This is a genomic window from Streptomyces sp. NBC_00454 (assembly GCF_041434015.1).
In the GTDB taxonomy this organism is placed as follows: Bacteria; Actinomycetota; Actinomycetes; order Streptomycetales; family Streptomycetaceae; genus Streptomyces.
In genome coordinates this window covers 1144794-1157742 of sequence record NZ_CP107907.1, presented here as the reverse complement: position 1 = coordinate 1157742, position 12949 = coordinate 1144794, and the positions used below count along the sequence as shown (strand labels likewise).

The window sequence follows — 12949 nt, the reverse complement described above, 5'->3', positions numbered from 1 at the left end:
GGCTAGGCGGCCTTCATCACGTGCGCCGCGGCGAGCGCGCGGTGCGGGGCGATGATCTGGCCGTCCGGCAGCAGCTCACCGGTGTCCTCGAAGAGCAGGACGCCGTTGCACAGCAGGCTCCAGCCCTGTTCCGGGTGAACGGCCACGGGGTGTGCGGCCTCCCGGTCGGCGGAGTCGGCGGACGGGCACGCTGGCTTGTGCTGGCACATGGATGCGTTCTTTCGCTGCGGTGTGGTCTGTGTGCTGCGGCTCGATGCGTTGTTCATGGCCGCCCCCCGTATCAACGATTTGGCTTGGTCAGGGTCCCCAGTGTTCCTCTAGGACTCGGTGTCCGCAGGGATTTCCCGGCAGCTGTCCTCATAGATTGATGACGCATCACCCGTGCGGGCGGTTCAAGTCAACTCCCCTGTCATTTCGGGTGGTTCGCAGGGGGCCCGAGTGGGCTAGGCCGAATGGGCAGTTCCGGCCACCCTCCTCGTTCAGGCTGCCGGGGCCGCCATCGAGGGCGGGACCGGCGGCGCCGTGGGCGTGAGCCGGTGGGTCATCACGGGCAGCAGTTCGGAGACCGGGTGCGGCCGGTAGGCGGCGATGCCGGGCGGGGCCGGCGCCAGCGGGACCAGCAGATCGGCGGCAGCGGGCATTCCGGAGGCCGCGTCGGCGCCCACCGCCCCGTGCAGCCACAGCGTCAGCATGTACAGCTCCGGTACGGACAGCAGCCGTGGCTGGTAGCTCTTGCCGAGGGATTCCGCCTGGCGCAGCGCGCGTTCGGTGGCGGCCACGTAGGGGCCCTCGAAGAAGTGGGAGAAGGCCCACCCGTCCGGGGTCAGCCGGGTGTCGGCCGCCGCCACGTAGCGCTCCCCGCTGCGGATCAGGAACCGCCAGCCGGTCAGCCTGGTGCGCGGCGGCCGGCCGCCGGACGCCAGGCCGGCGAGGTTCAGCCGGTCCAGGACGTGGACGGGCAGCGGCAGTTCGGCGGTCATCGGACCCTGGAGGGCGCGCAGGGCCGGGGTGTGTGCCTCGTTGACGGCACTGGGGGAGCCGAGGGCCGCGAGGACACTGCGCAGGGCGGGCGCGGGGGCCGGAGGGACGTGCAGCGGCATGGTGGGTCGCCTCTCACTTGGGAGACCGGTGGACCGGGGGAGGTGCGGGACGGCGCTGTCGCATTCTGGGGCCAGAGGGGGGCTGAGGGGCAATGGCCGCGCGCCAACTCTCTGCCTCGTTTGCGGAGTTTATACGACATGTGTTCACGCAGTGTTTCGGCTAGCTGTCCCGCCCATTGCCGGCAAGGCGCTTACCGGTCCCTCTGACATGGCATTCATGCCGGGTGCGCGCAAAAATTCCGCGCTGACCTCGGAGGTTACCGGACAGGGGCTCGGCTGGAAAGCGTCGGTTATCCGGAACCGGCAAAGTCTACGGGGTATTTGCTCATCCCGGCTTGCCAGGTGAATGTGCCAAAGCGCCTGTCGGCCAAACCGGCGCGCGCTCCTCGCCAGTCACGCCCCTTCCGCGTTATCGATCACGCCGCCGGGGCATCATCGACCGTAACGCGCGCCTGGGGTGATGGATCTCTTCCACCGGCCAGGCCCAGTCGAGGAGGGACGCTTCGATGGGGGAGAAGGTCGTGGCGGGCGGATTCGACCTGTCCGATCGGCAAAGGTACCGGAGGAAGCTTCACGAGTGCCTGGAGGGGCTGGAGCGACTTCTGGCGGAGAAGAGGTTCGATCGGCCCAAGAACATGATGGGGCTCGAGATCGAGTTGAATCTGGCTGGTGCCGACGGGTTGCCGAGAATGGTGAATGCGCAGGTCCTCGAGCGGATTGCGAGCCCCGATTTCCAAACGGAACTGGGAATGTTCAACCTGGAGGTGAACGTACTCCCGCACCGGCTCGGCGGCCGGGTATTCGACCAGCTCGCAGAAGAACTGAGCGCGGGTCTCGGCTATGCCCACCGGCAGGCCGTGGAGATCGACGCCGGGGTGGTGATGATCGGCATTCTGCCGACGATCTCCCGCGCGGACCTGGTCACCGCCAACCTCTCGGCGGTGGACCGCTACTCGCTGCTGAACGAGCAGATCCTGATGATGCGCGGCGAGGACTTCACGCTCGACATCGACGGGGTCGAGCGCTTGACCTGGACCTCGGGTTCGATCGTGCCCGAGGCCGCGTGCACCTCCGTACAACTGCACCTGCAGGTGACTCCGGCCCGGTTCGCGGACGTGTGGAACGCGGCGCAGGCGGTGGCCGCCGTACAGATAGCGGTCGGCGCCAACTCGCCGTTCCTGTTCGGGCGCGAACTGTGGCGGGAGTCGAGGCCGCCGCTCTTCCAGCAGGCCACCGACACCCGGCCGCCCGAGCTCCAGGCGCAGGGGGTGCGGCCGCGCACCTGGTTCGGCGAGCGGTGGGTCGATTCGGCGTACGAACTCTTCGCGGAGAACGTCCGCTACTTCCCGTCCCTGCTGCCGATCTGCGACGAGGAGGAGCCGCTGCGGGTCCTCGCCGAGGGCGGGGTGCCCAGCCTCCAGGAACTGGTCCTGCACAACGGCACGGTCTACCGCTGGAACCGGCCCGTGTACGGGGTCGCCGACGGGGTGCCGCACCTGCGCGTGGAGAACCGGGTGCTGCCGGCCGGGCCGACGGTGGCCGACGTCGTCGCCAACGCCGCCTTCTACTACGGGCTCGTACGGACCCTCGCGGACGAACAGCGCCCGGTGTGGAGCCGGCTGCCCTTCGCCGAAGCGGAGGCCAACTTCGACGCGGCCTGCCGCTACGGGATCGACGCCCGGCTGCGCTGGCCGCGCCGGGGCCGGGGCGGGGGACTGGCCAGCGTGCCGGCGGTACGGCTGGTGCTGGACGAGCTGCTGCCCATGGCGGCCGCCGGACTGGACGCCTGGGGCATCGAGCCCGCCGACCGGGACCACTACCTCGGCATCATCGAGGAACGGTGCCGGCGCCGGGTGAACGGAGCGACCTGGCAGGTGGAGACGTACCACCGGGCGCTCGCGGCCGGGCTGGAGCGGGACGCGGCGCTGGCCGCGACCACGCGCCGCTACAGCGAGCTGATGCACAAGGGCGATCCCGTGCACACCTGGCCGGTCGGCCTGGCGGAGGCGGAGGTGAGCGCCGTCGATCCCGTGCGTTGATCCCGTCCGCTGATCCTGTCCGTTGACGCCCGTCCGCTGATCCCGTTCCCCCGCCGACGAGGCAGTATGGGGGGTGATCGCAGTGGTCGGTGGACGGGAGACGAGCGTGCGGACGGAGCCGGAACCGGTGATCGGGGAGCTGGGCGAGGGCCGGGACGGGCGCAAGCTCCTGCGCGACGAGACGCTGCTCGTGCTCGCCCTGTCCCTGGGCGCGAGCGGCGTCTCGGCGCTGATCAGCTTCATCGGCTCGCTGACCAAGCCGGGCGGGCTCAAGGACCAGGCCGCCACGCTCAACGGCTCGTACGCCCCGGGCAGGCCCTGGCTCGACCTGGCCTGGCAGCTGTTCGGCATCGCGAGCGCGCTGGTCCCCGTACTGCTCGTCGCGCACCTGCTGACCCGCGAGGGCGCCCCCGGGCTGAAGGCACTGGGCTTCGACCGCACCCGGCCCGCACGGGACCTGGGCCGGGGTGCGCTCGTCGCGGCCGGGATCGGGAGCGCCGGGCTCGCCTTCTACCTGGTGGCGCGGGCCACCGGCTTCAACCTGACGGTGGTGCCGGAGGCACTGCCCGACGTGTGGTGGAAGTTCCCGGTGCTCATCCTCTCCGCGGTGCAGAACTCCGTGGTGGAGGAGGTCATCGTGCTGGCCTACCTGCTGCGCAGGCTCGGCCAGCTGGGTTGGTCGCCGATGGCCGCGCTGATCGCCAGCTCCGTGCTGCGCGGTTCGTACCACCTCTACCAGGGCATCGGCGGCTTCATCGGCAACATGGTGATGGGCGTCGTCTTCGTGCTCGCCTACCGGCGCTGGGGCCGGGTCGGGCCGCTCGTCGTCGCCCATGCGCTGCTGGACATCGTGGCCTTCGGCGGGTACGCCCTGCTGGCGGGCAAGGTGGGCTGGCTGCCCACCCCGTAGCCGCCGTAGGCCTCGCGGTCCTGCGGTCTCGCGGTCTCGTGCCTCAGGGGGAGGTGAGCAGTTCGCCGTCGATGACGGTGACGGCGCTCCCCGTCAGCAGCGTACGGTCGCCCCTGAGCCGGACCGTGACCAGACCGGTGCGCGCCCCGCCCTGGAGGCCGACGAGCTCGGTGCGCCCCAGGCGCGCGGCCCAGAAGGGGGCCAGCGCGGTGTGGGCGCTGCCCGTGACGGGGTCCTCGTCGATGCCGAAGGCGGGGAAGAAGCCGCGGGAGACGAAGTCGTAGCCGCGGGAGGGGTCCTCGGCGGCGGCGGTGACGATGATCCCGCGGCGGGCGTAGCCGCGCAGGGCGGCGAGGTCGGGGTCGAGTTCCCGTACGGTCCGCTCGTCCGCGAGCTCCACCACCAGGTCGCCGATGTGGGCGGAGGTGTCGTGGACGGACTTGATCGCGGCGCCCAGGGCGCGCTGCACCTCGGCGACCGGGTCGACCTGGGTCAGGGAGGAGGTGGGGAAGTCCATCGTGATCGTGCCGTCCTCGGCGGCCTCGGCCGTGAGGATGCCGCACCGGGCGGAGAAACGGATCGGCCCGCTCGCGAGGCCGCTGGTGGCGAGTACGTGGGCCGTGGCCAGGGTGGCGTGGCCGCACATGTCGACCTCGCTGGTCGGTGTGAACCAGCGCAGCGCCCAGTCGGCGTCCCCGCCCGGGGGCAGGGGGTGGGCGAAGGCCGTCTCGGAGAGGTTGACCTCGGTGGCCACCTGCTGCAGCCAGGCGTCCGGGGGGAACCCGCCGTTGGGGCTGTCGGGGCCTTCCGGGCCGTCGAGAAGCAGGACTCCGGCGGGGTTGCCGGCGAAGGGGCGGTCGGTGAAGGCGTCCACGATTCTGATGCGCATGCCTCGACCGTAGGGAGCCGCCAGCAGCCGCCGCAAAGGCCAATCCGGCACGACTGGCCTGGTCGGGGCGGCCCCGGCCGCGCGGCAGTCGCCCGCTCACGTCCCCGGCGGTGGCGACGGTAGCCACTCGGCATGTCTGCCGGCGAGTTGGTCGCGCACCCGGGTGTTCTCGGCGAAGAGATCCACGCCGCCGTCGTAGGGATGGACGGCCCATGAGCAAGCGGCTTCGGTGCTGTCCCTCATGGGGGTCAGGCGCATGCCGGTGGTCACGCCCGTTCCGTGTCGAGGGGGGCCGGCGGTACGGCCGGCGCGGGAAGGACGAGGGCGCGGGCGAGGGCGGCGGTCAGAGGAACGGAGTGCTCGGGCAGGTGCTCGGAGAGCCAGTCCGTTGCCGCCGCGAGGAACTCGGTCAAATCGCGCTCTGCGTCGGTGAGCAGACGGCGGAGCTCGGTGACCGGCAGTTCGATCACTGAGCTGCCGTCCTGGTCGGTGTCGGTGGTGAGGCGGACGGTGTCCCCGACGCGCTTGGCCAGCAACGATTCCGGACCGTGGCCGTACCCGACCACGCCGCTTGCGTCGACGACCTTGTACCAGTCGTGCCAGTCATCCAGTCCGTCACAGCAGCCGGGCGGGAAGACGATGCCCGTGGAGGTGTCCGTGACGCGCAGGCCGCCCGCGGCGTAGGGGCTGTCGAGGTTCAGCAGTCCGTGGAGGAAGCCGCCGAGGGGATCGGCCGGCCGGGGCGGGAGGTCGCCGTCGTCCGCGGGGTCCACGTCGTTGCAGGCGGCGATGCGCATGAGCGCCGTCCCGATCTCGATGGGTGAGAGTCCACCGCTGAGGGGGAGGAAGGTGCCCCGTTCTGCCTGGAGGACGGGCCAGAGGCCGAAGTCATCGGGGGTGTTCATCTCCAGGACGGGCTGCATAACGATCACCCGGCGAAGTGTTCCCCATCCGTCGCCGATCGCGCCTCCCGATTACGGCGGGGCTGTTCGGTGAGGTTGTTTCCGATATATCGTTGACGCATCGCGATGGGTCAGCGATAGTAGAGGCATCGCAACAGCGACAACCAGATCACCGAATGACGAAAGGAGCGCAGTCATGCGTTCACACGGACAGAACGAACGACGCGGACACGATCACGACCACGAGCACGGGCGGGGTCACGGCCACTGCGGGCCGGACCGTCGGGAGGAGTTCCAGGGGCGGCGTGCCGCCTTCGGGCCGTTCGGGCCGCCCTTCGGTGGCGGGCCCTTCGGTGGGCGGGGCGGGCGCGGCGGACCGCGTGGCCGGGCCCGGCGGGGTGATGTGCGCGCCTCGATCCTGGCGCTGCTCACCGACCGGCCGATGCACGGCTACGAGATGATCCAGGAGATCGGCGAGCGCAGCGGCGGGGCGTGGAAGCCCAGCCCCGGGTCGGTCTACCCGACCCTGCAGATGCTCGAGGACGAGGGGCTCATCACGAGCGTGAGCGAGGGCGGCAAGAAGCTGTTCACGCTCACCGACGCCGGCCGCACCGAGGCCGAGTCCGGTCCGGACGCCCCCTGGGCGGAAGCCGGGCGGGGCTTCGACTTCGAGGCGATGAACGAGATCCGGACGGCCGGCTTCGGTCTGATGGAGGCTTTCGGCCAGGTCTTCAAGACCGGCACCCCCGCACAGCGGGAGAAGGCCCTCGCGGTCATCAACGACGCCCGCAAGAAGCTCTACCTGATCCTGGCCGACGAGCACTGAGCCCGGCCGGCGGGACCTCCCGCACACAGCAGCGCGCCCCGCGAGGTTTCTCGCGGGGCGCGCTGTCGTATGGACGGATGGGGGGTGGACGTACGGGTGGACGCAGGTCCGGGTGGGGCGGCCGGTGGTCAGGCTACGAGGCCCGCGAGCTTGCGCAGGGACTCGTTCAGGGCGGCCGTGGCCGAGTCCTTGAGCTTGCCCGCCATCAGGGAGACCGCGGCGCCCGTGAACTCTCCGTCGATGCGGACCGTGGTGGCCTCGCCGTCGGGGATCAGGGTGTACCGGGTCAGGACGGCCACGCCCATCGGGCCCTTGCCGGTGATGGCGATGACACGCTCCTCCTCCAGCTCCGAGATCGTCCACAGGACCTCGGCCGGGAAGCCCATCATCTTCATGTTCTCGGCGAAGGTGGACCCGATCGCGAGGGTCTCGGGACCGCCCTTCGGGAAGTTGGTGTGGGTCATGCTCCACTGGCCGTAAGCGTCCCAGTCGGTCAGCTGGGACCAGAGCTTCGCGGCGGACGCCTCGATGCGTGATTCCGCGGTGACTTCAGCCATGCGACCACCCCTTCTCGTCAGGTACGTGCGGCGGAACGTAGTCGGGGCGGACGCAACATTCAAGACTGACGACCTGTCAGATATTGAGGTACGGGCCGGGCCCGGCCGCACCCGGTGTCGACTGCGTCTCAACAGGTGTCACCGCCGTGTCGCTCCTGACGGGCCCTGTCATGATGTCCGGATGCAAGCGTCAGGGAAACGTTCCGGACTGGGCCTCGCCCTCGTTTCGGCGATCGCGTTCGGTGGTTCGGGTGTGGCGGCGAAGCCGCTGATCGAGGCGGGTCTGGACCCGCTCCACATGGTCTGGCTCAGGGTGGCCGGGGCGGCTCTCGTGCTGTCCCCGCTGGCCTGGCGCCATCGCGATCTCGTACGCCGCAAACCCCTGCTGCTCGCCGGCTTCGGGCTCGTCGCGGTGGCCGGGGTCCAGGCCTTCTACTTCGCCTCCCTGTCCCGGATCCCGGTCGGCGTGGCCCTGCTCCTGGAGTACCTGGGCCCCGCGCTGCTGCTCGGCTGGATCCGCTTCGTGCAGCGCAAGCCCGTGACCCGGTCCGCCGCGGCCGGAGCCGCCGTGGCCGTCGTGGGCCTCGCCTGCGTGGTCCAGATCTGGGCCGGGCTGAGCCTGGACCTGCTCGGGGTGCTGCTCGGCCTCGCGGCCGCCTGCTGCCAGGCCTTCTACTTCGTCTTCGCCGACCAGGGCAGCGACGGGGACGACGTGCCCGACCCGATGGGCGTGATCGCGTACGGCATGATCGTCGGCGCCCTCGTGATGACCGTCATCGCCCGCCCGTGGCAGATCGACTGGCAGGTGCTCAGCGGCTACGCGGCGGTCGGCGATCTGAGGGTTCCGGCGCTGGTGCTGCTGGGGTGGGTGATCCTGATCGCCACCGTGTTCGCGTACCTGACCGGCGTGGTCTCCGTACGCAAGCTGTCGCCGCAGGTCGCGGGGGTGGTGGCCTGCCTGGAGGCGGTCGTGGCGACCGTACTGGCCTGGGTGCTGCTGGGCGAGCACCTCGCGACCTGGCAGATCGTCGGCGGCGCGCTGGTACTGGGCGGGGCGTTCATCGCCCAGACCTCCCGGCCGGTCGCGCCGGGTACCGCGGAGCCGGTGGCCGCGCTGGACCGCGATCCGAGCAAGGTCTAGAGTCCGGGACATGCCGCAGACCGTGCTTCCGCCTCCCGCCTCCTAGCGCGGGCGGCTGCCACCACGTAGAGAACCCGGCCCGGGTCGTGTCCCGGGCGGGTTCGCGCTGTCCGCGAAGCGATGAGTCCTGCTTCCTTCATCCTTCACGCACGCGCGGAGACCTCTCGTGTCGAACCATTCACGCTCTTCCCTGCCGGGGCCTGCTTCCCCCGGACCCTCCACCGGTCGCGGTCTGCTCTACCTCGTCGTCGCCGGAGCTGCCTGGGGCACGGCCGGGGCGGCGGCCTCGCTGCTCTTCCTCGCCAGTGACCTCGGCCCCCTCGCCCTGTCGTTCTGGCGGTGCGCGGGCGGGCTGGCGGTGCTGCTCGCCGTGCTCGCCGTACGGGGTGCACGGCGGGCCTGGGGCTCCCGGGGCACCTGGGGCTCCCGGGGCTCCTGGGGCTCCCGGGGCTCCTGGGGCTCCCGGGGGTCCCGGGGGTCCTGGGCCTCCGGCCGGTTCCGGCGGTCCGGGGCGGAGGTCCGGTCGGGGCCCTCGGTGGGGTCTCTGATCGGGACCGGGCTGCTGTTCACGCTCTTCCAGTCCGCCTACTTCGCCGCCGTCCGCGAGACCGGCCTCGCCGTCGGCACCGTGGTCACCCTGGGGGCCGGGCCGGTGCTCATCGCGCTCGGCGCCCGCCACTGGATGGGGGAGCGGCTCGGCCGGGGCGGGGTGGCCGCCGTCGCCGGGGCGCTGGCCGGGCTGGCCGTACTGGTCCTCGGCAGCGGAGGCGGTGAGGTCCGGCCGCTCGGCGTCGGCTGGGCACTGCTGTCCGCCGCCGGATACGCGGCGATGACCCTGCGGGCCCGGCTGCTCGGGCAGCGCGGGGCCGGCGGGGATCCGCTGGTCACCACCGCCTGGTCGGTGGGGGTGGGCACCGTGTGCCTGTTGCCGCTCGCCGCCCTGGAGGGGCTCGTCGCGCACACCGCCGAACCGGTACGGGTGCTGTGGCTGCTCGTGTACATGGCCACCGTGCCGACCGTGCTGGCGTACGCGCTCTACTTCAGCGGGGCCGCCGTAGTGCGCTCCGCGACGGTGTCCGTGATCATGCTGATCGAGCCCGTCAGTGCGGCGGTGATCGCCGTCCTGCTGCTCGGGGAGAGGCTGACCGGCGCGGTGGTGCTGGGCACCGTACTGCTGCTGACCGCCGTGGGCGCGCTGATCGCCGCCGAGTCGCGGGGGTCGGCGGGCGGGAGTGCCGGCGGGCCGGGGGCCGGTTCCGGCGGCGTGGGCGGGGGTGTGGGTGTGGGCGGGCCGGAGGTCCGGCCCGCCCCTGAGCCTCAGAGCGCGGCGATGTAGTCCGGGGTGGCCATCCCGGCGGTCAGGTCCGCCGCCGGGATCGGGATCCCGTACGCCGGTGCGACCGGGACCACGCCCGACCAGAACGGCAGCCCCAGGTCCTGGGGGTCGTCGTTCGGGCCGCCCGTACGGAGCTTCGCGGACACCTCGTTCAGGTCCAGGCGGATCACGGCGGTGGCCGCGAGCTCCTTGGCGTTGGCGGGCCGCGAATCGGCGGAGCGGCCCGGTACGACGTGGTCCACGAGGGCGTCGAGCGCCATCCGGCACTCCTCGGGGTCGGTGACCTCGTAGGCGATGCCGTGCACGACCACCGAGCGGTAGTTGATCGAGTGGTGGAAGGCCGAGCGGGCCAGGACCAGGCCGTCGACGTGCGTCACCGTCAGGCAGACGGGCAGTCCCGGGTCGGCCTTGCCGGCGGCGAGGAGGGGGCGGGAGCCGGTGGAGCCGTGGATGTAGAGGGTCTCGCCGACCCGGCCGAAGAGGGTCGGCAGGACCACCGGGGCGCCGTCGCGGACGAAGCCGAGGTGGCAGAGGTAGGCCTGGTCGAGTATCGAGTGCACGGTCTCGCGGTCGTAGCGGGCACGGTCGCGGGCCCGGGTCGGGACGGTGCGGTCGGTGGGCTCGTACCCGATGGCCGCGGTCGTGGCTGTGTCCGTGGTCGCGGTCGTCGCCGTGGCGGGTTCCGCGGCGGGGTCCGGGATCGTCTCCGTGTCGGGCGTGGCGCTCATGGTGCGGACTCCGTTGTACTAGTGCATACTTGGCTTTGTGCTAGGAGATTATCTGATCATTGGGCGTCGCGCATCGGAAATCGCGGCCAGTGTCGAAGCGGGCGTCGGATCGGGCGCGCTGCAGCCGGGAGCCCTGTTGCCCCCGATGCGGGAGCTCGCCGGTGTGCTCGGGGTGAACCCCAACACCGTGGCCGCGGCATACCGCACGCTGCGCGACCGCGGGGTCATCGAGACCGACGGGCGGCGCGGCAGCCGGGTCCGGGCCCGCCCGGCGAGCGCACCGCGCGACGAGCTGCGGATGCCCTTCCCCGAGGGGGTGCGCGACATCGCCTCCGGCAATCCGGACGTACGGCTGCTGCCCGCGCTGGACGGGGCGCTGGCGGGCGCGGCGCGCCGGTACGCCGCGGAACCGACGCTCTACGGGCAGGATCCGGTGGTTCCCGAACTGGCGCGCCTCGCCAGGGCCGCCTTCGACGCGGAGGGGGTGCCGGCCGGGGCGGTGGCGGTGACCTCCGGCGCCCTGGACGGCATCGAACGGGTGCTGGCCGCGCACCTGCGGCCCGGGGACGCGGTGGCGGTCGAGGACCCGGGGTGGGGGAGCGTGCTGGACCTGGTCCCCGCGCTGGGGCTGCGGGTGCTCCCGGTGGCAGTGGACGACGAGGGCCCGCTGCCCGGCTCGGTGGAGCGGGCGCTGGCGGAGGGCGCGCGGGCGCTGCTCGTGACGGCCCGGGCGCAGAACCCGACCGGGGCGCTGGTGAGCGCGGAGCGGGCGGCGGAACTGCGGTCGGTGCTCTCCGGGCATCCGGAGGTGCTGGTCATCGACGACGACCACGGACACGGCCTCGTGGACCTGCCGCTGCACTCCCTGGGCGGGGTGACCCGGCACTGGGTGCTGATCCGCTCCACGGCGAAGGCGTACGCGCCCGACCTGAGGCTCGCCCTGCTGACCGGCGACGCAGTGACGCTCGACCGGGTGCGGGGCCGGCAGCGGCTGGGCCCGGGATGGGTCAGCCGGCTGCTCCAGTACACGGTGGTGGAACTGTGGAACGCCGGGGCGGTCGACCGGACGGCGGTCGCACGGTCCTACGGGGCGCGGCGCGAGGGACTGATCGCCGAGCTCGCGGAGCGCGGCGTACCGGCGCGCGGGCGCAGCGGGATGAACGTGTGGGTGCCGGTCGCCGACGAGACGGCGGTGGTCACGAGGCTGCTGGGCGCGGGCTGGGCGGTGTCCGCGGGAAGCCGGTTCCGGGTGGAATCGGCGCCGGGCGTACGGATGACGGTGTCGCGGCTCTCGCTCCCGGACCTGCCGGCGCTGGCGGACGCGGTGGCCGCGGCGGTGCGGCCGACGGGCGGGGGGCGCTTCGGCTGAGGGGCGATACCCGGGCCGACGTCGACATCGAGGCCGGACCCGCATCCGACGTCGACATCGAGGCCGGACCCGCATCCGACGTCGACATCGAGGCCGGACCCGCATCCGATCCCGATGTCGATGCCGGACCCGATGCGCGGGGAGCCGTACCGCCCGCCGTGCAGCCCGCCGTTCCGGCTACTGGCGGCGGCGGGCCTGGCTGAGCGCCGCACCCGCCAGGACGACGGCGGCGCCGACCGGGGTGTTCCAGTGGAGCTGTTCGTCCAGCAGGAGGACGCCCGCAGTGGTGGCGATGACCGGGATGAAGTACGTGACCATCTGCGCGGTGGTCGGGCCGATCTCCGTGACCAGCCCGTACTGCATCTGCAGCGCCAGACCGGTGCCCAGTGCGCCCAGGGCGATCACGGACAGGGTCGGCCAGAGCGGGAAGGAGCTCGGAGCCGTGGTGAACAGGGCGCTGACCGCGGCGAGTTGGAGGGTGGAGACCAGGAGCTGCGCGCCCGTCAGGGCGACCGGGGAGCCGGGGGTGGAGGCCAGCGTGCGGCGGACGTAGATCCAGCCGATCGGGTAGCAGAGCGCGGCCAGCAGGGCGAGCGCGGTGCCCTTGGCGTCGATGCCCGAGAAGCCCTGCCAGGCGCCGAGGACGGTGAGCACGCCGAGGAACCCCAGGCCCAGGCCGGCGAAGCGGCGCCGGGTCGGGCGGTCCTCGGAGAGGGCGACCAGGGACAGGGCCATGCCCCACAGCGGGGACGTGGCGTTGCAGATGCCCGCCAGGCTGGAGGGGATGCTCAGCTCCGCGTACGCGAAGAGCGAGAAGGGGGCGGTGTTGAGCAGCAGTGCGGCCACCGTCAGGTGGGCCCAGGTGCGCCGGCCCCGGGGGAGCGGTTCGCGGCGGATCAGGAGCACGGTGAGCAGGGCGAGCGCGCCGAAGAAGACCCGGCCGAGGGCGACTTGGAAGGGGGCGTACGCCTCGGTGCCCACCTTGATCAGGAGGAAGCTGAAGCCCCAGATCACGGAGAGGATCGCGAAGCGCAGGCGCCAGTCCAGCCGTCCGGCGGTGGCGGGAGCGGCGGGAGCGACGCGGTTGGCCGCAGGGGTCTGGGAGAGGGACGGGCGGGGGGCCGTGGGAGCGCTCATGGCCTCACTCTGGCC

General features: G+C 72.2%; 13 protein-coding genes. 6 read left to right on the top strand and 7 right to left on the bottom strand.

The features are described 5' to 3' along the window. Nucleotides 1-2: 2 nt before the first annotated feature. A complete protein-coding gene (locus tag OHU74_RS05370; protein WP_330295262.1) occupies nt 3-209 on the bottom strand; it encodes a DUF5999 family protein in 207 nt (68 codons plus the stop codon). Between the two features lie 270 nt (nt 210-479). Then, nucleotides 480-1100: a hypothetical protein gene (locus OHU74_RS05365; RefSeq protein ID WP_371614840.1), complete on the bottom strand. Its 621-nt coding sequence runs from the start codon at nt 1098-1100 to the stop codon at nt 480-482. A gap of 506 nt (nt 1101-1606) precedes the next feature. Here OHU74_RS05365 and OHU74_RS05360 point away from each other — a divergent pair. After that, nucleotides 1607-3139: a glutamate-cysteine ligase family protein gene (locus OHU74_RS05360; protein WP_371614839.1), complete on the top strand. Its 1533-nt coding sequence runs from the start codon at nt 1607-1609 to the stop codon at nt 3137-3139. A gap of 106 nt (nt 3140-3245) precedes the next feature. Further along, a complete protein-coding gene (locus OHU74_RS05355) occupies nt 3246-4049 on the top strand; it encodes a CPBP family intramembrane glutamic endopeptidase (protein ID WP_371614838.1) in 804 nt (267 codons plus the stop codon). A 43-nt stretch (nt 4050-4092) separates the two neighbouring features. Here the strand turns inward: OHU74_RS05355 and OHU74_RS05350 are convergent, their stop codons facing one another. Then, complete coding sequence (locus OHU74_RS05350; protein WP_371614837.1) at nt 4093-4938, bottom strand: PhzF family phenazine biosynthesis protein; 846 nt, start codon at nt 4936-4938, stop codon at nt 4093-4095. A gap of 266 nt (nt 4939-5204) precedes the next feature. Next, nucleotides 5205-5861: a hypothetical protein gene (locus OHU74_RS05345; RefSeq protein ID WP_371619575.1), complete on the bottom strand. Its 657-nt coding sequence runs from the start codon at nt 5859-5861 to the stop codon at nt 5205-5207. A 175-nt stretch (nt 5862-6036) separates the two neighbouring features. Here OHU74_RS05345 and OHU74_RS05340 point away from each other — a divergent pair, with 175 nt between their 5' ends. Then, complete coding sequence (locus tag OHU74_RS05340) at nt 6037-6666, top strand: PadR family transcriptional regulator (protein ID WP_371614836.1); 630 nt, start codon at nt 6037-6039, stop codon at nt 6664-6666. Between the two features lie 128 nt (nt 6667-6794). Here OHU74_RS05340 and OHU74_RS05335 read toward each other — a convergent pair whose 3' ends face one another. Beyond that, nucleotides 6795-7223: an SRPBCC family protein gene (locus OHU74_RS05335; RefSeq protein ID WP_371614835.1), complete on the bottom strand. Its 429-nt coding sequence runs from the start codon at nt 7221-7223 to the stop codon at nt 6795-6797. 181 nt (nt 7224-7404) lie between these two features. Here OHU74_RS05335 and OHU74_RS05330 point away from each other — a divergent pair, with 181 nt between their 5' ends. Both OHU74_RS05330 and OHU74_RS05325 read left to right on the top strand, forming a co-directional pair. Next, nucleotides 7405-8364, top strand: coding sequence for a DMT family transporter (locus tag OHU74_RS05330; protein WP_371614834.1), 960 nt, complete (start codon nt 7405-7407; stop codon nt 8362-8364). Between the two features lie 166 nt (nt 8365-8530). Next, complete coding sequence (locus tag OHU74_RS05325) at nt 8531-9700, top strand: DMT family transporter (protein ID WP_371614833.1); 1170 nt, start codon at nt 8531-8533, stop codon at nt 9698-9700. On the opposite strand, the gene OHU74_RS05320 is transcribed toward OHU74_RS05325, so the two are convergent. Next, entirely contained in the window at nt 9682-10428 is a 747-nt protein-coding gene (locus OHU74_RS05320) for a pyridoxamine 5'-phosphate oxidase family protein (protein WP_371614832.1), read from the bottom strand. The genes OHU74_RS05325 and OHU74_RS05320 overlap by 19 nt on opposite strands. Before the next feature lie 37 nt (nt 10429-10465). Between OHU74_RS05320 and OHU74_RS05315 the strand changes: the two genes are divergently transcribed. Continuing rightward, on the top strand, nt 10466-11797 hold the full coding sequence (locus tag OHU74_RS05315; protein ID WP_371614831.1) for an aminotransferase class I/II-fold pyridoxal phosphate-dependent enzyme: 1332 nt from the start codon (nt 10466-10468) through the stop codon (nt 11795-11797). A 177-nt stretch (nt 11798-11974) separates the two neighbouring features. Here OHU74_RS05315 and OHU74_RS05310 read toward each other — a convergent pair whose 3' ends face one another. Further along, nucleotides 11975-12934: a DMT family transporter gene (locus tag OHU74_RS05310; RefSeq protein ID WP_371614830.1), complete on the bottom strand. Its 960-nt coding sequence runs from the start codon at nt 12932-12934 to the stop codon at nt 11975-11977. Nucleotides 12935-12949 lie beyond the last annotated feature (15 nt).